We start from the raw sequence: 20,023 nt of genomic DNA, 5'->3' as shown, positions 1-20,023 counted from the left end.
TCACGGTTAAGTGACAAGGTATAAGCGATGAATAACGATATCTTCCCGAACAAATTCAAGGCGGCGCTGGCTGCTCATCAGGTTCAGATTGGCTGCTGGTCCGCGCTGGCCAGCCCCGTTAGCACCGAAGTATTAGGCCTGGCGGGCTTTGACTGGCTGGTGCTGGATGGCGAGCATGCGCCAAACGATATTACGACCTTTATTCCACAGCTGATGGCCCTGAAGGGCAGCTCCAGCGCTGCGGTTGTCCGGGTCCCGACCAACGAGCCGGTTATCATTAAGCGCCTGCTGGATATCGGTTTTTATAACTTCCTGATCCCTTTTGTTGAAAGTAAAGAAGAGGCGGTTAACGCCGTGGCCTCCACCCGCTATCCGCCGGAAGGCATCCGCGGGGTGTCCGTTTCTCACCGCGCCAACATGTTTGGCACCGTGCCGGATTACTTCGCGCAATCAAACAAAAACATCACCATTCTTGTACAGATTGAAAGCCAGCAGGGCGTAGATAACGTCGATGCCATCGCGGCAACCGAAGGCGTTGACGGCATTTTTGTCGGCCCAAGCGACCTCGCCGCGGCGTTAGGCCATCTGGGCAATGCCTCACACCCTGAGGTTCAGCGCGCTATTCAGCAAATTTTTGCGAGTGCGAAAAAGCACGGTAAGCCGAGCGGAATTCTGGCGCCGGTAGAGGCCGATGCGCGTCGCTATCTGGAATGGGGCGCAACCTTTGTTGCCGTCGGCAGCGATTTGGGCGCATTCCGCTCCGCCACGCAGAAGCTTGCGGATTCTTTTAAAAAATAACCCTCGGGATCAAAAGAGAGAGAACGTTATGACGATGAAAGTTGGTTTTATTGGCCTGGGCATCATGGGCAAGCCTATGAGCAAAAACTTGCTGAAAGCCGGTTACTCGCTGGTGGTCTCCGACCGTAATCCTGAAGCGGTTGCCGAAGCGATTGCTGCCGGGGCAGAAACAGCGGCAACGGCAAAGGCTATTGCCGAACAGTGCGATGTGATTATCACGATGCTGCCGAACTCCCCGCATGTGAAAGAAGTGGCGCTGGGTGAAAACGGCATTATTGACGGCGCGAAGCCGGGTACCGTACTGATTGATATGAGCTCCATCGCGCCGCTGGCCAGCCGCGAAATCAGCGAAGCGCTGAAAGCGAAGGGCGTGGATATGCTCGACGCGCCGGTAAGCGGCGGCGAGCCGAAGGCGATCGACGGCACGCTGTCGGTGATGGTTGGCGGTGATAAGGCTATCTTCGATAAATACTACGACCTGATGAAGACGATGGCCGGTTCGGTCGTGCACACCGGCGAAGTAGGGGCAGGTAACGTGACGAAGCTGGCCAACCAGGTGATCGTCGCGCTGAATATTGCCGCGATGTCTGAAGCCCTGACCCTGGCCACCAAAGCGGGCGTCAATCCGGATCTGGTGTATCAGGCTATCCGCGGCGGCCTGGCGGGGAGCACCGTGCTGGATGCGAAAGCGCCGATGGTCATGGATCGTAACTTCAAGCCGGGTTTCCGCATCGACCTGCATATTAAGGATCTGGCCAATGCGCTGGATACGTCCCACGGCGTGGGCGCTCAGCTGCCGCTGACGGCGGCGGTGATGGAAATGATGCAGGCGCTGCGTGCCGATGGTCTGGGTACCGCCGACCACAGCGCGCTGGCATGCTATTACGAAAAACTGGCGAAAGTGGAAGTCACTCGCTAACAAGAAGGGCGCGAAACGCGCCCTGTAATTCTTGCCTTGCGCGGCACTGTCAGGCTACATAACTATGAAAATCGTAATCGCCCCAGACTCTTATAAAGAAAGCCTTTCTGCCATTGAGGTAGCTCAGGCGATAGAAAAAGGATTTCGGGAAATTTTCCCCGATGCAGAGTATGTTTCCGTTCCGGTTGCAGACGGTGGTGAAGGCACCGTTGAGGCCATGATTGCCGCCACGCAGGGTTCTGAATATACCGCTCTGGTTACGGGGCCGTTAGGTGAAAAGGTGAATGCCAGTTGGGGAATGTCCGGCGACGGTAAAACGGCGTTTATCGAGATGGCGGCCGCCAGCGGACTGGGTCTGGTTCCGCCGGCGCTGCGCAACCCGCTGCTGACGACATCGCGCGGGACCGGCGAGCTGATTCTCCAGGCGCTGGATCATGGGGCGAAAAATATCATTATCGGCATCGGCGGCAGCGCCACTAACGATGGCGGCGCTGGCATGGTGCAGGCGCTAGGAGCCAGCCTCCGCGATGCTAACGGCAGCGAGATTGGCAACGGCGGCGGGAGCCTCGCCAGCCTGAATGCCATCGATCTCCGCGGTCTGGACGCCCGGCTTCAGGAGTGTGCGATCCGCGTAGCCTGCGACGTGACCAATCCGCTGACTGGTGATGTGGGCGCCTCGCGTATTTTTGGCCCGCAGAAGGGAGCGACCGAAGCGATGATCCTTGAGCTGGATCGCAATCTTGAACACTATGCCGATGTGATAAAAACGGATTTGCGCGTGGACGTGAAACAGGTGGCGGGAGCCGGCGCCGCCGGAGGTATGGGGGCCGCGCTGATGGCGTTCCTGAATGCCGAACTGCGCAGTGGGGTCGAGATTGTCACCCAGGCGCTGAATCTGGAAGAGCATATTCTCGACTGCTCGCTGGTGGTGACCGGCGAAGGGCGGCTTGATAGCCAAAGTATTCATGGCAAGGTGCCGGTCGGCGTGGCGAGCGTGGCGAAAAAATACCATAAGCCGGTGATTGGTATTGCCGGTAGCCTGACCCGCGACGTTGGCGTGGTGCATCAGTTTGGCATCGATGCGGTATTCAGCGTGCTGACCAACATTACAACGCTGGAAGAGGCGTTTCGCGGGGCATCGGACAATATTTATCGCGCGTCGCGCAATATCGCCGCGACATTGCGGGCCGGGATGGCGATGGAGGGATGACAACCGGCGGCAAACCCTCTATACTTCGCGCCGAAGCTGACCAGACAGTCGCCGCTTCGTCGTCGTCCTCCTTCGGGGGAGACGGGCGGAGGGGAGGAAAGTCCGGGCTCCATAGGGCAGGGTGCCAGGTAACGCCTGGGGGGGAAACCCACGACCAGTGCAACAGAGAGCAAACCGCCGATGGCCCGCGCAAGCGGGATCAGGTAAGGGTGAAAGGGTGCGGTAAGAGCGCACCGCGCGGCTGGTAACAGTTCGCGGCACGGTAAACTCCACCCGGAGCAAGGCCAAATAGGGGTTCATAAGGTACGGCCCGTACTGAACCCGGGTAGGCTGCTTGAGCCAGTGAGCGATTGCTGGCCTAGATGAATGACTGTCCACGACAGAACCCGGCTTATCGGTCAGCTTCAACTCATTCGACACCAAACCCGCTCCGGCGGGTTTTGTGCTTTCTGCGCGGATGAATGACTGTCCACGACGCTTTCCATGAAAAGAACGCGGCTTATCGGTCAGCTTCAACTTAATTCAGGAACCCCGCTTCGGCGGGGTTTTGTGCTTTCTGCACGGATGAATGACTGTCCACGACGCTTTCCATGAAAAGAACGCGGCTTATCGGTCAGCTTCAACTTTATTCAGGAACCCCGCTTCGGCGGGGTTTTGTGCTTTCTGCACGGATGAATGACTGTCCACGACGCTTTCCATGAAAAGAACGCGGCTTATCGGTCAGCTTCAACTTTATTCAGGAACCCCGCTCCGGCGGGTTTTGTGCTTTCTGCACGGATGAATGACTGTCCACGACGCTTTCCATGAAAAGAACGCGGCTTATCGGTCAGCTTCAACTTTATTCAGGAACCCCGCTCCGGCGGGTTTTGTGCTTTCTGCACGGATGAATGACTGTCCACGACGCTTTCCATGAAAAGAACGCGGCTTATCGGTCAGCTTCAACTTTATTCAGGAACCCCGCTCCGGCGGGTTTTGTGCTTTCTGCACGGATGAATGACTGTCCACGACGCTCTTTATGAAAACAAAGCCGCACGGCGGAGGTCAAAATGGCCTGGTCAGGCGGGATGAAGCGGCATCGGCCCCGGCAGGAGCCGATTTTGGGTATCAGGCGACTTTTTCTTCATCCTGAAGTCGTATCTCCGCATCGGCGACGATAGCCTCCAGCTCGCTTAGCATCTCTTCGTAGCCAAAGCTGACGACGTTTGTTGTTTCCGGCAAGGTCGGCTGAATCGGCGATGCGCTCTTCTTCGATTTTTTCTTACTCACTGATAAGCTCCATGACTCCCGTTTTTACACCGGTAAATCTATCAGTAAAGCGCGCAAAGGCGTATCGGCAACGAGGGTAATGTTAGCTTCATCACGAATAAATGCGCCGTCGCCGCAGGTCAGCGCCTGCTTTTCCTCTTCATGCGCCACGGCGTGCACGGTCCCGTGAATCGACTGCAGATAGGCGCGCGGTCCGTGAAGCTGCACGTTAATCCGATCGCCTTTAGCGAGATCGAGATGATGGATCCAGACCTGCTGGCGTAGCTGCAAACTATTCTGCGCGCCGTCGGGTGAAGCCAGCAGCTGCCGGGGACCTTCGGTGATACTCATCTTCTGTACCAGCGGATTTTCACGCTCCGGGCAGGCGTCCAGCCACAGCTGCATCCGCGTTAGCGAACGATCTTTACTCAGATTATGCTCGCTGTAGCTGACGCCCGGCTGGGTCGAAATCAGCAGCGCTTCGCCGGCTTTGGCGTGCATGTGGTTGCCGTCGCTATCGCGGTACTCCGCTTCACCTTCCAGGATCAGATTCAGGATATCGACTTTCGGATAGGTACGCGGCTGGAACGATGCGCCCGGTGCCAGAACTTCCTGGTTGAGCACGCGCAGGGAGGCGTAGCCTAACAGTTTAGGGTCGAAGTAGTGTCCAAAGGAAAAGGTGTAGCGGGCCTGCAGCCAGCCGAAATCTGCTTGTCCGCATTGTTTGGCTGTTCGGGTAGTAATCATTGTCTTGACCTCTCTTTACACTAAATCAATGGTAAAGGTATGGACGCTGTATTGTTAGCCAGATATTCTGCCCGGTATATTCAAATTTCCTGAATGAGAGCGCTATGGCTAAAGAGAGAGCATTAACGCTGGAGGCGTTGCGCGTAATGGATGCGATCGACAGGCGCGGGAGCTTTGCCGCCGCGGCTGACGAGCTCGGACGCGTCCCTTCGGCGCTTAGCTACACGATGCAAAAACTGGAAGAGGAGCTGGACGTGGTGCTGTTTGACCGCTCCGGTCATCGAACAAAATTCACCAACGTTGGCCGCATGCTGCTGGAGCGCGGACGCGTCCTGCTGGAGGCGGCGGATAAGCTCACTACCGATGCTGAAGCGCTGTCCCGCGGTTGGGAAACGCACCTGACTATCGTCACCGAAGCGCTGGTACCGACCACCGACTTTTTCCCGCTGATTGAAAAGCTGGCGACCAAATCGAACACGCAGCTCTCCGTCATTACGGAAGTGCTTGCCGGCGCATGGGAGCGCCTTGAGCAGGGCCGGGCGGATATCGTCGTCGCGCCGGATATGCATTTTCGCTCTTCGTCGGAAATTAACTCGCGTAAGCTCTACTCGGTGCTGAACGTCTATGTTGCGGCGCCGAATCACCCTATTCATCAGGAGCCGGAGCCGCTTTCCGAAGTCACGCGGGTGAAATATCGCGGCGTGGCGGTGGCGGATACCGCGCGTGAACGTCCGGTACTGACGGTGCAGCTGCTCGACAAGCAGCCGCGTTTAACGGTCAGTACGATTGAAGATAAGCGCCAGGCGCTGCTGGCAGGGCTGGGGGTGGCGACAATGCCTTACCCGCTGGTTGAGCAGGATATTGCCGAAGGGCGCTTACGGGTTGTCAGCCCGGAATATACCAATGAGATTGACATTATTATGGCCTGGCGCCGCGATAGCATGGGCGAGGCTAAATCCTGGTGCCTGCGGGAAATTCCCCGACTGTTTACCGGGAAGTAAATCAGCGCCGCGTGCCGCCCGAAGGCGGCGCGCGTTGTTCACGATGAAAGGGGTTTTGGATCGGGCCCGAAGCGGTTATTTCCGGGCGTTCCGCTTTGGCAATTGAACACCAGAATCACCAGCCAGCCAATCACCGGGATCAGCAGCAGCAGTAGCCACCACGCCGAGCGGTCCGTGTCATGCAAACGCCGAAACTGTACCGCCCACCACGGCAAAAAGATCAGCACGCCGTAAATCGTCGTCAGGATGCCTTCACCTCCCGCCCGCTGCCAGCCCAGCATTTTATCGATAATGCTGAGCACGCCGGTCAGGATGATATTGACCAGAATAAACATCCAGTACTCTTTACGGCGGGCGCGGCCGCCAAAGCCAATATAGTTTCTTATTACCCGTAGATACCAGTCCATTCTCATGCCTCGATTAGCCGTCAATCACTTGTTTTTAAAGAGATCGTAATAAGAATAGACGTGAATGAAAGGCGGGTAAATATCGCGGCTCTGAAATTTCAGGCGCCGCAAAGGGCGCCCGATACATCAGCGAAAAAGAAGATCGCGGCCGTGCGGCTCGTTGAGATCCTGCTGCGGACCGACGGAGATAATTCCGGTCGGGTTGATGGTTTTATGGCTGCGGTAGTAGTGGTTGCGAATATGGCCAAAATCAACGGTCTCCGCAATGCCCGGCATCTGGTAGATGTCGCGCAGGAAGCCGTACAAATTAGGATAATCGCTGATGCGCCGCTGGTCGCATTTAAAGTGGGTCACATACACCGGGTCGAAGCGCACGAGGGTCGTCCACAGACGAATGTCGGCTTCGGTCAGCTGGTCGCCCGTCAGGTAACGGTGCCGGGCAAGGATCTGCTCCAGGCGTTCCAGCGAAGCAAATACGCCATCAACGGCTTCATCATAAGCCTGCTGGCTGGTGGCGAACCCGGCTTTATAAACGCCGTTGTTCACGCTGTCGTAAATCCAGCCGTTCAGCTCATCGATGTTCTCGCGTAGCGCAGGCGGATAGTAATCTCCGGCCGTCGCCCCAAGCCCGTCGAAGGCGGTATTGAACATACGAATAATTTCAGCCGATTCGTTGCTGACGATAGTTTGCTGCTTTTTATCCCACAGTACCGGCACCGTCACTCTCCCGGTATATTGCGGGTCGGCATGCAGATAGAGCTGATAAAGGAACTGGTGCTGATACAGCGTATCGCCGGTAGCGTCAGGGAAGCTGCTATCGAACGTCCAGCCGTTCTCGAACATCAAGGGATTCACCACCGAGACGGAGATAAACGGCTCCAGGCCTTTTAGCTTGCGCAGAATAAGGGTGCGATGCGCCCAAGGGCAGGCGAGAGAAACGTACAGGTGATAGCGATCTTTTTCGGCAGCGAAGCCGCCATCGCCGCTCGGCCCCGGAGCGCCATCGGCGGTCAGCCAGTTACGGAAGGCCGAAACGGAACGCTTGAATCGTCCTCCGGTGGATTTGGTGTCATACCAGGTATCGTGCCAGACGCCGTCGACTAATTGGCCCATTTTTTCCTCCTTCAGACTGTAGATAGCAAAAGCGAGGAGATATCTCCTCGCTTTTCGATTCAGTATAGTGCGCTTACCACTTTTTATTCAGCACGCGGTCGATGCTGAATGCGCCCGGACCGGTGATAGCCAGCAGCAGGAAGCCGCCTGCGATGGTCAGGTTTTTCATGAACATCAGGGAGTTCATGCCTTCAGCAAAGTTGCTGTGGAACAGGAACGCGGTCAGCAGGGTAAAACCGGCGGTGAACAGCGCGGTAGTACGGGTCAGGAAACCGAACAGGATTGCCAGGCCGCCGCCGAACTCAAGCAGAATGGTTAACGGCAGTAATGCACCCGGTACGCCCATGGCTTCCATGTATTGTTGAGTGCCGGCATATCCGGTGATTTTTCCCCAGCCTGCGGTGATAAACAGGATTGGCATCAGGATACGTGCTACCAGTACACCAACATCTTCTAATTTTTTCATTTCTTACTCCAGAAAACCCAAAGGGCGGCGATTTTGTTTTTTGGCGCAAACCTGCGTAATTACGCGGGGTTGCTGTCGATGGAGAGAATATTAGCGAGAGGTTGAAGTAATTGTTAGCAAGGAAAACTGTAGATCTTCTTCAAGAATTCTGAGTAATTGCTTATGCGACAGGCAAATAAAAGGACCGGTTAAGGTCCTGAGAGCAGAGCGGGGGAAAAACTCAGCGCGATGATTGCTGGCGCAGCAGGCCTCTGACCATGCGCCAGGTACTCCAGGCGCCGACGCCGCGCCGGGTCCAGCGCAGAAGAAAGCGAGGATGGCGAACTGACCAGATTGCCATGATACCGCTGCCGACCATCGCCCACGAGCGAAGGTTTTGCAGCGTCAGCCAGCCTCGGTCGAGCGGCGCGGTGGCCGCCAGCCAGTCGCGGCGGCCGGCGGTTAAATCCAGCCGCTGCTGCTGGATCTGCCGCAGCAGAAGGGCCTTACGCCGATCACGTTCCTGTTGACTGCTCACGGTTGATCATCCTCCAGCAGCGCTCTGTCGTTAGCCAGCTCTGTGCGGGTGTGACGCAGGAATGTGGAACGCCGGGCCTTACGTAGCGTCCAGATACCGCCGATCAGCGAAGCGAGCAGCAGCACGACGGTGGTCGCTATCATGACGTTCAGGCGGTACTGCGGATCGACGGCCCAGATAATGAGCACCAGCAGGCTCATCAACCCGAACGCGGCGAACAGCAGGGTCAGCCCCAGCATCAGAAACAGCTGGAAGAGGTTAGACTTCTCTTCTTCCAGCTCCACGACCACCAGACGCAGACGCGTTTCCACCATTTCAACCAGCAGCGAGACGATGCGCTGGCCAATGCCGAAAACGCTCTGACCTGGTCCTTGCGTGCGTTGAGAGTCCGCCATAATTAGCGACGCGTCAGCAGGACACCCAGCACCAGCCCAACGGCTGCGCCAATACCTACGCCGGTCCACGGATTTTCGCGAACGTATTCGTCGGCGCGAGCGGCGCTTTCACGGGTCTGCCTGACGATGGCATCGCCGGTTTCACCCAGGCGCACGCGGCTTTCTTTCAGCGCGCTTTCCGCTTTGCTGCGCAGCTTGCCTATCTCTTCCTTCGATTTATCCGTGGAGGAGTTCAGCACTTCTTCCAGGGTATCAGCCAGAGTCTTCAGTTCTGCACGCAGGTCGTCTGCAACGTTATCTTTAGGCATCTTTCTCTCCTGTAAAGTGATCCATATACATACTAGTACTCACGTGACTCAAGCGCTTTCAGCTCTTGCTGCGCTTCATCAAGTTTACGCTGACGCTTGCTGATTTTCTCAGCATCGCCTTTCTGTTTGGCTTCGCGCAGATCGCGCTGACGTTCGCTAATTTCTTCCCGCTGTTTAGCGATTTTTTGCTGGTGATCGGCTTTAAGCTTGCTGTCGCTACAGTGGGCCTTAACTTCACTCAGCGCCTTGTTGAGGCCATCAATACGGTTCTGATTGTGATGTTTCTCGGCATAGCTAATCTCCCGCTGGATATCCTGCTCTTTTTCCTGACAGGGGGAGAGGGCAAAAGCGCTGGTGCTAAGCGAAGTTAAAACCAGGAGCAAAGCGATGCGGTGTTTCATGGATGCTACCTTCCATTGTGTGAGGGCATATTCATAAGATATACCCGATCCAGTTGATTAACGTCAGCCCGGTGGCTCCCGCAGTCTTAAGCATAGTAAGGAAAACAGGAAACCACCAAACTGCGTGAAAATATTCAGAATTTTGGCAATTATCCAAACCTGTGTGGCGTATCGCGCAGGCGGGAGAGCCATGCTGTCGGCGTGTTATCTTCCTCCAGCAAAGCAATAATATAGCCGTGCGGCAGGGCGCGTCCCAGCACTTCTTTCGCCGCTATTCCTTGGGCGCTGGAATCGAATTTGATCAGCAGGCCATCTTTTTGCGGCGTGATGCTTTTAAAACGAATGCCGTTGGCATCAAGATGGTGCCAGACGGAAAAACCGTCCGGCATGCCAACATCCTGACTTACAGGGTGGATAGCGAGAGTGGCTTCGTGGTGTTGCGCCGCCAGCCAAAGCCAGAACAGGGCGCACAGCAAAAGAGAACCGCCCAGCATCCAGCCTGTCTGACGCAGAGAAGGGCGTTTTTTAACCATCATCAGCCCCGACTTCTGTGTTTTTTCTTCCACATCACAATGAGCGAGCCGATTAAGCCAAACACCAGCAGTACCACCGGCAGCAGCATCAGGCAGGACATGAGCTGATCTTCATATTTCAGGAATACCGGCGTTTTGCCCAGCAGGTAGCCCAGTGAAGTCAGAATCAGTACCCACAGCAGGCCGCTCATCCAGTTAAAGAACTGGAAGCGCGCATTATTCAGCCCCGAGATGCCGGCAATCGTCGGCAGCAGGGTGCGAACGAAAGCGATAAAGCGGCCAATCAGCAGCGCGGAAAGCCCGTGCTTATGGAAAAGATGGTGTGCGCGCTGGTGGTAGTGGGACGGCAGATGCGAAAGCCAGTTTTGCACAATTCGCGTATTGCCCAGCCAGCGGCCCTGAATATAGCTCAGCCAGCAGCCGAGGCTGGCGGCGGCGGTGAGCAGCAGCAGCGTTTCGGGAAAGCCCATTGCGCCCTTAGCAATCAGGACGCCAACCAGAACTAACAGGCTATCGCCCGGTAAAAAAGCGGCCGGAAGCAGGCCGTTTTCGAGAAATAAGATCATAAATAAGACGAAATAGAGCATGCCAATCATGGAGGGATTGGCGAGAGTTTCGTAATCCTGGCTCCACAGAGCATTTAACAATTGGGTTAATAGTTCCATTCACGATTCCTGGTACATCGGTTAACGGTACGTCTGAACGCAGTGTAAATATAGCGACATAGGTTGTTATAGGATTATGGTCGCTGCTGATGCGATCTGAACGGATCCCTGTCTGACATCATCTTCTTCAGGTCGTTCCAGGCTACTTTGCGCGGAAAAACCAGCCCCACGTTGCCGGGTTTTTCTTTCTTTGCCCTCTGAACGCACCCTGAACTGTTTTGTGCATCAGATAAACATAAGCAAATGCGGGCTACAGAACGACGAAATGCATCTAATTGTAACAAAACCGCTGACTTTACGGCAGATAAATTGCAGTTTGTTGCATGTTGATTTTGCTGATTGCGGCGGCGGGTGGCGAGTGTCTTTACACAGGCTGACACTATAGATGTTTGCTTACCTGGTCAGGACTGCGGGCAGACGCTGGGCGCCGGCCCGGAATGAGGATAATCGCTTATTTTACGCCGTTGGCGGCGGTATCAAGGTGAACAACCGGATTTTCCGCAAACAGGTAGCGATCGGCGTTGAATTCAAAATCATCGCTGGTTTCGTTGAACAGCATCAGCTTGGTATTTTCCAGATGCTGCCACATCGCCAGCTTCGCGGCGTGCGGATCTTTACGAATCAGCGCTTTAAGGATCTGGTCGTGATCGTCGCACCAGCTATCGACGGTGCGCATGTCGATATGGTCGTGCAGTTTTTTCCAGTAGGGGTTGTGTACGCGCTGGGTCCACATTTTTTCGACAATAGCCGCGAGCGCGGTGTTCTGGGTCGCCAGCGCAACCTGAACGTGAAACTGGAGGTCCCACTCGGAATCGCGGAAGCACTTCTCTTTCCGCGCCTTCTCCTGGATCTCCATAAGCTTCATGATGTCCTGCTTGGTCACCTGGGTGGCGGCAAACTCGGCGATATTGCTCTCAATCAGCTGGCGGGCCTGCAGCAGCTCAAACGGACCGTAGTTCGCGAACTCCAGGCTTTCGTCGATCGGCTGCTGGTGCTTTGGATGATTGGAGATAACGTGAATGCCTGAGCCTTTGCGCACTTCAACATAGCCTTCTACTTCCAGCATGATAATGGCTTCGCGAACCACGGTACGGCTAACGCTTTTCTCGTCGGCAATGAACCGCTCTGCGGGCAGCTTATCGCCCACCAGGTAGACACCTTGTTCAATACGTGCCTTCAACTCTGCGGCAAGCTGTTGATACAAACGACGTGGTTCTGTGATTTCCATATTCGCTCCCGGAAGATGGCGACAATATTGGATTTGTTATACCACTTTTACGCGCATCCCACCACTGCCAGGCATGAAAAAGCCGCCTTTATAGAGGCGGCTTTAGCGGGTCAATCGAGCGGGGCAGGCGCTAGCTTTGCGTCGCCGGTTTACTCGCGCTGAGCGGAGTGGGGTCATCATCGTTCGCCGATTTGTTCTTCAGTACGGTCCAGATGACGACGGCGCCCAGCAGGTCGAAGACTGCCAGCACGGCGAACAGCGGGCTAAAGCCGATGGTATCCGCCAGCGCGCCGACCACCAGAGCAAACATGGTGCTCGCCATCCAGGCCGCCATCCCGGTCAGGCCGTTGGCGGTCGCTACCTCATTACGGCCAAATACGTCGGAAGAGAGCGTAATCAGCGCACCGGACAGCGCCTGGTGAGCAAAGCCACCGATGCACAGCAGAGCGATAGCCACGAACGGGCTGGTGAACAGACCAATCATACCCGGGCCAATCATCAGTACGGCGCCCATGGTGACGACCATTTTACGCGAGACGATCAGGTTGACGCCAAACCAGCGCTGGAACAGCGGCGGCAGGTAGCCGCCAACGATACAGCCGAGGTCAGCGAACAGCATTGGCATCCATGCGAACATGGCGATCTCTTTCAGGTTAAAGCCATACACTTTAAACATGAACAGCGGGATCCACGCGTTGAAGGTCCCCCAGGCCGGCTCTGCAAGGAAGCGCGGCAGGGCGATACCCCAGAACTGACGGTTGCGCAGAATCTGCCACGGCGACATTTTCTTACCGTTGTTGGTCTGATGCTGAGACTCCTGGCCGCCGATGATGTAGTCGCGCTCTTCGGTGGTTAATTTTTTCTGGTCACGCGGATGTTTATAGAACACCAGCCACGCCATTGCCCATGCGAAGCTCAGAACGCCGGAAATAATGAACGCCATCTGCCAGCTGTGCATCACAATCGCCCACACCACCAGCGGCGGCGCGATCATCGCCCCGATCGAGGAGCCAACGTTGAAGTAGCCAACGGCAATAGAGCGCTCCTTTGCCGGGAACCATTCAGAGCTGGCCTTCAGCCCTGCTGGGATCATGGCGGCCTCAGCGGCGCCGACGGCGCCACGAGCCAGCGCTAATCCGCCCCAGCTGCCTGCCAGCGCCGTTGAGCCACAAAAAATAGCCCAGGCGACAGCGAAGAAGGCGTAGCCGATTTTGGTACCCAGAATATCCAGCACGTAGCCCGCAACAGGCTGCATAACGGTATAAGCAGCCGAGTAGGCCGCGATGATATAGGAATACTGTTGGGTGGAGATGTGTAACTCTTCCATCAGAGTTGGCGCAGCCGCAGCCACAGTGTTACGCGTCAGGTACCCCAGCACGGTGCCCAATGTCACCAGCGCGATCATATACCAACGTAACCCTTTAATTTTACGCATGTAAAACCTCATCGTTTATTTTATATCCGCAGCGTGTGCGGCCATCTTCAGTTCTGTAACAGAGATGAAGAGGGAGAACGGAGGGCTCAGGGTGGGAAACCCGTATGGCCCGAACCTTGCCATCAATCGTTATGTTTAAGCCGGCATCCATACCGTTCAATCCGATGCGTGTTGTCATCGGTAATGCATTCCGTCGGTTCATATGTTTCGACGAAAGCAAGATAACTTGTCATACAACTTCAAAGGTTGAGTGCCGTCACAAAAGTGGGAAAGTTTATGGGGGTATTATTCTCTGCGAGCAAAGCCAGTGCTGGCGCGGCCTGGCGAAGCTTTTACTACTTTGGCGGTAATTTTTTTGTCAGCGTTTATTGATCTAACTCACGAAAAAGATTTCAGCCTCTGGAAATTGGTGTGATAACTTTGTCAGCATTATAGTCAATCATCTGAAGGGCTCCCCAAAGGGGCGAAGAGGAAAAGAAAATGACACCGTTTATGACTGAAGATTTTCTGCTTGATACCGAGTTTTCCCGCCGTCTGTACCATGACTATGCCAAAGACCAGCCGATTTTCGACTATCACTGCCATCTGCCTCCGCAGCAGATTGCCGAAAATTATCGTTTTAAAAATCTGTATGACATCTGGCTGAAAGGCGATCATTACAAATGGCGCGCGATGCGCACTAACGGCGTTGCTGAACGCCTGTGTACCGGCGATGCGTCGGATCGCGAGAAGTTTGCCGCCTGGGCCGCCACCGTACCGCATACTATCGGCAACCCGTTATACCACTGGACGCATCTTGAGCTGCGTCGTCCTTTTGGTATTACAGGTACGGTGCTATCTCCGGCTACCGCCGATGAAATCTGGGATCGATGTAACGAGCTGCTGGCGCAGGAGCGTTTTTCTGCCCGCGGCATCATGCAGCAGATGAACGTGAAAATGGTCGGTACGACCGACGATCCGGTTGATTCGCTGGAACACCACGCGGCGGTGGCAAAAGACGGTAGCTTCACCACCAAAGTTCTGCCGAGCTGGCGTCCGGATAAGGCGTTTAATATCGAACAGGCGACCTTTGGTGACTACATGGCGACGCTTGGCGAAGTATCCGATACCGATATTCGTCGCTTTGCCGACCTGCAGTCTGCGTTAACGAAGCGTCTCGATCACTTCGCGGCTCACGGCTGTAAAGTCTCTGACCACGCGCTGGATGTGGTGCTGTTTGCCGAAGCCAGCGAGGCCGAGCTGGATAGCATCCTTGCGCGCCGCCTGACCGGCGCCGTCCTGAGCGAGCGCGAGGTCGCGCAGTTCAAAACCGCCGTGCTGGTCTTCCTCGGCGCAGAGTACGCCCGCCGCGGCTGGGTACAGCAGTACCACATCGGCGCGCTGCGTAACAATAACCAGCGTCAGTTCAAGCTGTTAGGGCCAGACGTTGGCTTCGACTCCATCAACGATCGGCCGATGGCGGAAGAGCTGTCGAAGCTGCTGAGCAAGCAGAATGAAGAGAATCTGCTGCCGAAAACCATCCTCTACTGCCTGAACCCGCGCGACAACGAAGTGCTGGGGACCATGATCGGTAACTTCCAGGGCGAGGGGATGCCGGGCAAGATGCAGTTCGGCTCCGGCTGGTGGTTCAACGATCAGAAAGATGGCATGGAGCGCCAGATGACCCAGCTGGCTCAGCTTGGCCTGCTGAGCCGCTTCGTCGGCATGTTGACCGATAGCCGCAGCTTCCTGTCCTACACGCGTCATGAATATTTCCGCCGCATCCTGTGCCAGATGATCGGTCGCTGGGTCGAAGCGGGCGAAGCGCCGGCGGATATTCAGCTGCTGGGCGAGATGGTGCAAAACATCTGCTTTAACAATGCGCGTGATTACTTCGCCATTGAACTGAACTAAGACCAGAGGTCGGTTGATATGCAATACATTAAAATCCATTCGCAGGATAACGTCGCGGTTGCGTTGGCTGATATGGCTGCAGGTACTACGGTCACTATCGACGATGCGGTGGTGACGCTAAGCCAGGATATCGTCCGCGGGCACAAGTTCGCGCTATGCGGCATTGCGAAGGGAAAAAACGTCATTAAGTATGGTTTGCCTATTGGTCATGCGCTGGCGGATATCGCGCCAGGGGAGCATATTCATGCCCATAATACGCGGACCAACCTGAGCGACCTTGACGAGTATAGCTATCAACCGGATCTCGCCGAGCCGTCGGCGCAGCCCGCCGATCGCGAGGTACAGATTTATCGTCGGGCTAACGGCGACGTCGGGGTGCGCAACGAGCTGTGGATCCTGCCGACCGTTGGCTGCGTCAACGGCATCGCGCGTCAGATCCAGAATCGCTTCCTGAAAGAGACCCAGGATGCGGAAGGCACCGACGGCGTTTTCCTCTTCAGCCATACCTACGGCTGTTCGCAGCTGGGGGATGACCATATCAACACCCGCACCATGCTGCAAAACATGGTGCGTCATCCAAACGCCGGCGCGGTGCTGGTGATTGGCCTCGGCTGTGAAAATAATCAGGTCGACGCCTTCCGGGAGACGCTGGGCGATTTCGATCCGCAACGCGTGCATTTTATGGTCTGCCAGTCTCAGGAAGATGAAGTGGAAGCGGGGATCGAACATCTCCACCAGCTTTATCACGTGATGCGCCAGGACAAGCGCGAGCCGGGTAAGCTCAGCGAGCTGAAGTTTGGCCTCGAATGCGGAGGCTCGGACGGGCTGTCGGGGATCACCGCCAACCCGATGCTGGGGCGTTTTTCTGACTACCTGATTGCTAACGGCGGCACAACCGTACTCACGGAGGTGCCGGAAATGTTCGGCGCCGAGCAGCTGCTGATGAGCCACTGCCGCGATGAAGCGACCTTCGACAAGCTGGTCACCATGGTGAATGACTTCAAACAGTATTTCATTGCGCACAACCAGCCGATTTACGAGAACCCGTCGCCGGGCAACAAAGCGGGCGGGATCACCACGTTGGAAGATAAGTCGCTGGGCTGCACGCAGAAAGCGGGCTCCAGCCAGGTGGTGGACGTCCTGCGCTACGGCGAGCGCCTGAAGGTGCACGGCCTGAACCTGCTGAGCGCGCCGGGCAACGATGCGGTCGCGACCAGCGCGCTGGCCGGCGCCGGTTGCCACATGGTGTTATTCAGCACCGGTCGCGGCACGCCTTACGGCGGCTTTGTGCCGACGGTAAAAATCTCCACCAACAGCGAGCTGGCGGCGAAAAAGAAACACTGGATTGATTTTGATGCCGGCCAGCTGATTCACGGTAAAACCATGCCGCAGCTGCTGGAAGAGTTTGTGGATACTATCGCCGAGATTGCCAGCGGCAGGCAGACCTGTAACGAACGCAATGACTTCCGCGAGCTGGCGATCTTCAAAAGCGGCGTCACCCTCTGATTACCCGTTATCTTTCACGTCCCTGCCGCGTTTATTCGCCCCGGTCGCTGACTTCAGTAAGCTCCCGGGGGTGTCTGAACTTGCCGCCTTGCCGTGGCGTGAAATCTTTTGAGTAATAAAGGGGAGGCGGTTCAAAATCGGCGTTGCAGATAATGCCGCGCCGTTTTGTTTTATAAGGATTTTTCATGACTGCGTATTGGCTGGCCCAGGGCGTAGGTGTCATTGCCTTTCTGATCGGTATTACCACTTTTTTCAACCGCGATGAGCGCCGGTTCAAGCTGCAGCTTGCCGTCTATAGCGCAACCATTGGCGTACATTTCTTTTTGATGGGGGCATACCCGGCGGGAATGAGCGCCGAGCTTAATACCGTTCGAACTCTTATCTCAATGCGCACCCGCAGGCTGTGGGTGATGGCCGTTTTCATTGTGCTTACGCTGGTGCTGGGATTGGCAAAACTTCAGCATGCGATGGAGCTATTGCCGATTATCGGCACGCTCGCCAGCACCTGGGCGCTGTTTCGCTGTACGGGGCTGACCGTTCGCGGCGTGATGTGGTGCGCGACCGCCTGCTGGGTGGTACATAATTTCTGGCTGGGGTCGATCGGCGGCACGTTGATTGAAGGCAGTTTTCTGGTGATGAATGGGCTGAATATCGTTCGTTTCCGACGGATGCAAAAGCGGGGTATCGATCCGTTCAAGGTGGCGACAGCGCAGGTGAAAGAGAGCCCCTCCGCGCGCTAGCGGAGGGGGGCGGATTAGCCACGCAGGGCGTTTTTCGCTAAACGCGCATCTTCCGCCTGGCATACCGCAGCGGTAAACATCACGTCGGTGGAGGAGTTAACGGCGGTTTCGCAGGAATCCTGCAGGACGCCGATGATAAAGCCGACGGCCACGACCTGCATGGCGATCTCGTTGGGAATACCGAACATGTTGCAGGCCAGCGGGATCAGCAGCAGCGAACCGCCCGCGACGCCGGAAGCGCCGCAGGCGCACAGCGAGGCGACGACGCTCAGCAGCAGCGCCGTGGGCAGATCAACCGGAATGCCCAGCGTATGTACCGCCGCCAGCGTCAGCACGGTAATGGTGATGGCCGCCCCGGCCATGTTCACCGTTGCGCCCAGCGGAATAGAGACGGAGTAGGTGTCGCGGTCGAGATTCAGCTTTTCGCACAGCGACATATTCACCGGGATGTTGGCCGCCGAACTGCGGGTGAAGAATGCCGTCACGCCGCTTTCGCGCAGGCACATCAGGACCAGCGGATAGGGATTCCTGCGGGTCTGCGCGAAAACCAGCAGCGGGTTAACCACCAGCGCGACGACCGCCATGCAGCCAATCAGCACCAGCAGCAGCTGGGCGTAACCCCACAGCGCGGAAAAACCGGTGGTCGCTAGCGTGGATGACACGAGCCCAAAAATGCCGATCGGCGCAAAGCGGATCACCAGCCTGACGATAAAGGTCACCGCATCGGAGACGTCATTGACAAGGTTTTTGGTGCTCTGGTTGCCGTGACGCAGGGCAAAGCCGAGGCCAACCGCCCAGACCAGAATCCCGATATAGTTGGCGTTGATAAGAGCATGAACCGGGTTCGCCACAATGCTCATCAGCAGGCCGTGGATAACCTCGACGATACCCGACGGCGGGGTAATATCCGTGGCCCCTGTCGTCAGCTGTAGCGTTGAAGGGAAGATAAAGCTGAACAGCACCGCGATCAGCGCGGCGCTGAAGGTGCCCAGCAGATAAAGGAATAAAATGGGGCGAATATTGGTCTTTTGTCCCTGCTGGTGGTTGGCGATAGAAGCCATAACCAGCATCAGAACCAGCACCGGAGCGACGGCTTTCAGCGCGCCGACAAACAGCGTGCCCAGCAGGCCAACGGCGATGGCGGCAGGTTTTGACACCAGCGCCAGCAGCACGCCGAGAACCAGACCCAGTAAAATTTGTTTGACCAGGCTACCCTGGGACAGGCGCTTTAGCAGGCCCGATGGGGGAGTATGAGTCGTCATTATTCATTCCTTCCTGTGATGTTGCGTCCGTTCCGGGGCGTATTCTTTGCTACGTTTATGTCCGGATGTAAGTAAATGTTTGCCCGGTTGAGTATACGGAAACAGCGGCGAGGAGAAAGCGTAAAATGCTGCTTATTGCGTCAGGATGTGATTTTTTAACTGTATTTTAACGGTTTTGTGACATTGGTAGGGATAACGCGCGGTAAACGTGAAGGACCGGGGGAAATGGCGCTCCACCCGGTCCGCAAAGGGCCTACTGCAGCCGTTTTTTCTTATCGTGCTGCTGATTGACCCAGGCGTTAATCAGCAGCGTCAGCGTCAGAATACCGCCTACCGCCCCGAGCGAAACGCCGATCGGGATATGATAGAAATCGACGATCAGCATCTTGATACCGATAAAGACCAGGATGACCGACAGGCCGTATTTCAGCATCGAGAAACGCTCCGCAACGCCCGCCAACAGGAAGTACATCGCGCGCAGGCCGAGGATCGCGAACAGGTTCGAGGTCAGGACGATAAACGGATCGGTGGTGACGGCGAAAATAGCCGGAATGCTATCGACGGCGAAAATGACGTCGCTTATCTCCACGAGGATCAGCACCAGCAGCAGCGGCGTGGCGAACAGCACGCCGTTTTGCCGGGTAAAGAAGTGCTCACCCTCAATTTTGTCGGTCATCCGCAGGTGGCTGCGGATCCAGCGCACCAGCGGCTTATCGCCGATGCCGGAATCATCTTCTTTCGCCAGCGCCATCTTCACGCCGGTAAACAGCAGGAACGCGCCGAAGATGTAGAGCAGCCACTCAAACTGGGAGATAAGCCAGCTGCCGGCGAAAATCATCACCGTACGCAGCACGATCGCCCCAAGAACGCCGTATACCAGCACCCGACGCTGTAGCGCAGGCGGGACGGCGAAGTAGCTAAACAGCATCAGCCAGACAAAGACGTTATCGACGGCCAGCGCTTTCTCGATCAGGTAGCCGGTGAGGAAGGCCAGCGCCTGCGGATCGGCGACCGCGCGCCCTTCGGTTTGCACCAGATACCACCAGAAAGCGGCGTTAAAGAGAAGGGAGAGAGTGACCCACAGAATTGACCAGCCCGCGGCCTGCTTCATGGTCATGCTATGCGCACCGCGACGTCCCTGAAGCAGCAGGTCGATAGCCAGCATGATCGCTACGACCACAGCGAATCCGCCCCATAACAACGGTGTGCCGACACTATTCATTACGATATTCCT

22 protein-coding genes and 1 other RNA gene are annotated in these 20,023 nt (G+C 56.2%); 8 read left to right on the top strand and 15 right to left on the bottom strand.

Going from position 1 to position 20,023, the window contains the following annotated elements; genetic code table 11:
- The first annotated feature begins 27 nt into the window (after window positions 1-27).
- From garL to rnpB, 4 genes are all read left to right on the top strand, one after another.
- Window positions 28-798, top strand: a complete 771-nt coding sequence (gene garL / locus GO007_RS11375; protein WP_095099781.1) for a 2-dehydro-3-deoxyglucarate aldolase — start codon at window positions 28-30, stop codon at window positions 796-798.
- Between the two features lie 28 nt (window positions 799-826).
- Window positions 827-1,717, top strand: a complete 891-nt coding sequence (gene garR, locus GO007_RS11370) for a 2-hydroxy-3-oxopropionate reductase (RefSeq protein ID WP_095099778.1) — start codon at window positions 827-829, stop codon at window positions 1,715-1,717.
- A gap of 64 nt (window positions 1,718-1,781) precedes the next feature.
- Entirely contained in the window at window positions 1,782-2,927 is a 1,146-nt protein-coding gene (gene garK / locus GO007_RS11365; RefSeq protein ID WP_095099773.1) for a glycerate 2-kinase, read from the top strand.
- A gap of 32 nt (window positions 2,928-2,959) precedes the next feature.
- Window positions 2,960-3,337, top strand: an RNA gene (gene rnpB / locus GO007_RS11360) — RNase P RNA component class A.
- A gap of 694 nt (window positions 3,338-4,031) precedes the next feature.
- Here rnpB and GO007_RS11355 read toward each other — a convergent pair.
- Together GO007_RS11355 and GO007_RS11350 are read right to left on the bottom strand one after the other, a co-directional pair.
- Window positions 4,032-4,193: a hypothetical protein gene (locus tag GO007_RS11355; RefSeq protein ID WP_157349167.1), complete on the bottom strand. Its 162-nt coding sequence runs from the start codon at window positions 4,191-4,193 to the stop codon at window positions 4,032-4,034.
- A gap of 24 nt (window positions 4,194-4,217) precedes the next feature.
- Entirely contained in the window at window positions 4,218-4,919 is a 702-nt protein-coding gene (locus GO007_RS11350) for a pirin family protein (protein WP_095099770.1), read from the bottom strand.
- A gap of 104 nt (window positions 4,920-5,023) precedes the next feature.
- Here GO007_RS11350 and GO007_RS11345 point away from each other — a divergent pair, with 104 nt between their 5' ends.
- Window positions 5,024-5,920 (top strand): LysR family transcriptional regulator, encoded by an 897-nt coding sequence (locus GO007_RS11345; RefSeq protein WP_095099767.1) that lies wholly within the window; start codon window positions 5,024-5,026, stop codon window positions 5,918-5,920.
- 38 nt (window positions 5,921-5,958) lie between these two features.
- On the opposite strand, the gene GO007_RS11340 is transcribed toward GO007_RS11345, so the two are convergent.
- The 11 genes from GO007_RS11340 to GO007_RS11290 all read right to left on the bottom strand — a co-directional run bounded on the left by GO007_RS11340 (window position 5,959) and on the right by GO007_RS11290 (window position 13,388).
- On the bottom strand, window positions 5,959-6,327 hold the full coding sequence (locus tag GO007_RS11340; RefSeq protein WP_095099764.1) for a DUF805 domain-containing protein: 369 nt from the start codon (window positions 6,325-6,327) through the stop codon (window positions 5,959-5,961).
- A 126-nt stretch (window positions 6,328-6,453) separates the two neighbouring features.
- Window positions 6,454-7,440: a glutathione S-transferase family protein gene (locus GO007_RS11335; protein WP_095099760.1), complete on the bottom strand. Its 987-nt coding sequence runs from the start codon at window positions 7,438-7,440 to the stop codon at window positions 6,454-6,456.
- A 73-nt stretch (window positions 7,441-7,513) separates the two neighbouring features.
- Window positions 7,514-7,906, bottom strand: a complete 393-nt coding sequence (locus GO007_RS11330; protein WP_095099755.1) for a DoxX family protein — start codon at window positions 7,904-7,906, stop codon at window positions 7,514-7,516.
- A 220-nt stretch (window positions 7,907-8,126) separates the two neighbouring features.
- Complete coding sequence (locus GO007_RS11325; RefSeq protein ID WP_095099752.1) at window positions 8,127-8,423, bottom strand: YqjK-like family protein; 297 nt, start codon at window positions 8,421-8,423, stop codon at window positions 8,127-8,129.
- The gene (locus GO007_RS11320) at window positions 8,420-8,818 is read right to left on the bottom strand and encodes a phage holin family protein (protein ID WP_095099749.1); all 399 of its coding nucleotides are present in this window, start codon (window positions 8,816-8,818) and stop codon (window positions 8,420-8,422) included. Before GO007_RS11320 ends, GO007_RS11325 begins: the two co-directional genes overlap by 4 nt.
- 2 nt (window positions 8,819-8,820) lie before the next feature.
- Window positions 8,821-9,126: an ElaB/YgaM/YqjD family protein gene (locus GO007_RS11315; RefSeq protein ID WP_041147347.1), complete on the bottom strand. Its 306-nt coding sequence runs from the start codon at window positions 9,124-9,126 to the stop codon at window positions 8,821-8,823.
- Between the two features lie 32 nt (window positions 9,127-9,158).
- Window positions 9,159-9,527 (bottom strand): DUF1090 domain-containing protein, encoded by a 369-nt coding sequence (locus tag GO007_RS11310; protein ID WP_095099746.1) that lies wholly within the window; start codon window positions 9,525-9,527, stop codon window positions 9,159-9,161.
- A gap of 149 nt (window positions 9,528-9,676) precedes the next feature.
- Window positions 9,677-10,063 (bottom strand): EnvZ/OmpR regulon moderator MzrA, encoded by a 387-nt coding sequence (gene mzrA, locus GO007_RS11305; RefSeq protein WP_189339851.1) that lies wholly within the window; start codon window positions 10,061-10,063, stop codon window positions 9,677-9,679.
- Complete coding sequence (gene yqjA / locus GO007_RS11300) at window positions 10,063-10,725, bottom strand: DedA family general envelope maintenance protein YqjA (RefSeq protein ID WP_045856710.1); 663 nt, start codon at window positions 10,723-10,725, stop codon at window positions 10,063-10,065. Before yqjA ends, mzrA begins: the two co-directional genes overlap by 1 nt.
- 451 nt (window positions 10,726-11,176) lie before the next feature.
- A complete protein-coding gene (exuR, locus tag GO007_RS11295; protein WP_095099744.1) occupies window positions 11,177-11,953 on the bottom strand; it encodes a transcriptional regulator ExuR in 777 nt (258 codons plus the stop codon).
- A gap of 130 nt (window positions 11,954-12,083) precedes the next feature.
- The gene (locus GO007_RS11290) at window positions 12,084-13,388 is read right to left on the bottom strand and encodes an MFS transporter (RefSeq protein ID WP_095099741.1); all 1,305 of its coding nucleotides are present in this window, start codon (window positions 13,386-13,388) and stop codon (window positions 12,084-12,086) included.
- A 480-nt stretch (window positions 13,389-13,868) separates the two neighbouring features.
- Between GO007_RS11290 and uxaC the strand changes: the two genes are divergently transcribed.
- From uxaC to GO007_RS11275, 3 genes are all read left to right on the top strand, one after another.
- The gene (uxaC, locus tag GO007_RS11285; protein WP_095099738.1) at window positions 13,869-15,281 is read left to right on the top strand and encodes a glucuronate isomerase; all 1,413 of its coding nucleotides are present in this window, start codon (window positions 13,869-13,871) and stop codon (window positions 15,279-15,281) included.
- Window positions 15,282-15,299: 18 nt separating this feature from the next.
- Window positions 15,300-16,787 carry a UxaA family hydrolase gene (locus GO007_RS11280; protein ID WP_095099736.1) on the top strand — a complete coding sequence of 496 codons (1,488 nt, stop codon included), beginning with the start codon at window positions 15,300-15,302 and terminating at the stop codon, window positions 16,785-16,787.
- Window positions 16,788-16,972: 185 nt separating this feature from the next.
- On the top strand, window positions 16,973-17,527 hold the full coding sequence (locus GO007_RS11275) for a YgjV family protein (protein WP_095099733.1): 555 nt from the start codon (window positions 16,973-16,975) through the stop codon (window positions 17,525-17,527).
- A 14-nt stretch (window positions 17,528-17,541) separates the two neighbouring features.
- Here the strand turns inward: GO007_RS11275 and sstT are convergent, their stop codons facing one another.
- Both sstT and GO007_RS11265 read right to left on the bottom strand, forming a co-directional pair.
- The gene (sstT, locus tag GO007_RS11270) at window positions 17,542-18,789 is read right to left on the bottom strand and encodes a serine/threonine transporter SstT (RefSeq protein ID WP_095099730.1); all 1,248 of its coding nucleotides are present in this window, start codon (window positions 18,787-18,789) and stop codon (window positions 17,542-17,544) included.
- 253 nt (window positions 18,790-19,042) lie between these two features.
- On the bottom strand, window positions 19,043-20,011 hold the full coding sequence (locus GO007_RS11265; RefSeq protein ID WP_095099727.1) for a TerC family protein: 969 nt from the start codon (window positions 20,009-20,011) through the stop codon (window positions 19,043-19,045).
- Between the last annotated feature and the right edge of the window lie 12 nt (window positions 20,012-20,023).

It is taken from the genome of Klebsiella sp. 10-1 (assembly GCF_009758445.1).
GTDB lineage: Bacteria > Pseudomonadota > Gammaproteobacteria > Enterobacterales > Enterobacteriaceae > Klebsiella > Klebsiella scottii.
Note: the sequence above shows the minus strand (reverse complement) of the source record. Positions and strands in the feature narration are given on the sequence as shown.

What these genes read in the sequence shown, in the direction of transcription:
- garR (WP_095099778.1), top strand. Translation starts at nt 827, where the DNA reads ATGACGATGAAAGTTGGTTTTATTGGCCTGGGCATCATGGGCAAGCCT.
- mzrA (WP_189339851.1), bottom strand. Translation starts at nt 10,063, where the DNA reads ATGATGGTTAAAAAACGCCCTTCTCTGCGTCAGACAGGCTGGATGCTG.
- GO007_RS11350 (WP_095099770.1), bottom strand. Translation starts at nt 4,919, where the DNA reads ATGATTACTACCCGAACAGCCAAACAATGCGGACAAGCAGATTTCGGC.
- GO007_RS11275 (WP_095099733.1), top strand. Translation starts at nt 16,973, where the DNA reads ATGACTGCGTATTGGCTGGCCCAGGGCGTAGGTGTCATTGCCTTTCTG.
- garL (WP_095099781.1), top strand. Translation starts at nt 28, where the DNA reads ATGAATAACGATATCTTCCCGAACAAATTCAAGGCGGCGCTGGCTGCT.
- sstT (WP_095099730.1), bottom strand. Translation starts at nt 18,789, where the DNA reads ATGACGACTCATACTCCCCCATCGGGCCTGCTAAAGCGCCTGTCCCAG.
- GO007_RS11335 (WP_095099760.1), bottom strand. Translation starts at nt 7,440, where the DNA reads ATGGGCCAATTAGTCGACGGCGTCTGGCACGATACCTGGTATGACACC.
- garK (WP_095099773.1), top strand. Translation starts at nt 1,782, where the DNA reads ATGAAAATCGTAATCGCCCCAGACTCTTATAAAGAAAGCCTTTCTGCC.
- GO007_RS11330 (WP_095099755.1), bottom strand. Translation starts at nt 7,906, where the DNA reads ATGAAAAAATTAGAAGATGTTGGTGTACTGGTAGCACGTATCCTGATG.
- uxaC (WP_095099738.1), top strand. Translation starts at nt 13,869, where the DNA reads ATGACACCGTTTATGACTGAAGATTTTCTGCTTGATACCGAGTTTTCC.
- GO007_RS11315 (WP_041147347.1), bottom strand. Translation starts at nt 9,126, where the DNA reads ATGCCTAAAGATAACGTTGCAGACGACCTGCGTGCAGAACTGAAGACT.
- GO007_RS11310 (WP_095099746.1), bottom strand. Translation starts at nt 9,527, where the DNA reads ATGAAACACCGCATCGCTTTGCTCCTGGTTTTAACTTCGCTTAGCACC.
- exuR (WP_095099744.1), bottom strand. Translation starts at nt 11,953, where the DNA reads ATGGAAATCACAGAACCACGTCGTTTGTATCAACAGCTTGCCGCAGAG.
- GO007_RS11290 (WP_095099741.1), bottom strand. Translation starts at nt 13,388, where the DNA reads ATGCGTAAAATTAAAGGGTTACGTTGGTATATGATCGCGCTGGTGACA.
- GO007_RS11340 (WP_095099764.1), bottom strand. Translation starts at nt 6,327, where the DNA reads ATGGACTGGTATCTACGGGTAATAAGAAACTATATTGGCTTTGGCGGC.
- GO007_RS11280 (WP_095099736.1), top strand. Translation starts at nt 15,300, where the DNA reads ATGCAATACATTAAAATCCATTCGCAGGATAACGTCGCGGTTGCGTTG.
- GO007_RS11320 (WP_095099749.1), bottom strand. Translation starts at nt 8,818, where the DNA reads ATGGCGGACTCTCAACGCACGCAAGGACCAGGTCAGAGCGTTTTCGGC.
- GO007_RS11265 (WP_095099727.1), bottom strand. Translation starts at nt 20,011, where the DNA reads ATGAATAGTGTCGGCACACCGTTGTTATGGGGCGGATTCGCTGTGGTC.
- yqjA (WP_045856710.1), bottom strand. Translation starts at nt 10,725, where the DNA reads ATGGAACTATTAACCCAATTGTTAAATGCTCTGTGGAGCCAGGATTAC.
- GO007_RS11345 (WP_095099767.1), top strand. Translation starts at nt 5,024, where the DNA reads ATGGCTAAAGAGAGAGCATTAACGCTGGAGGCGTTGCGCGTAATGGAT.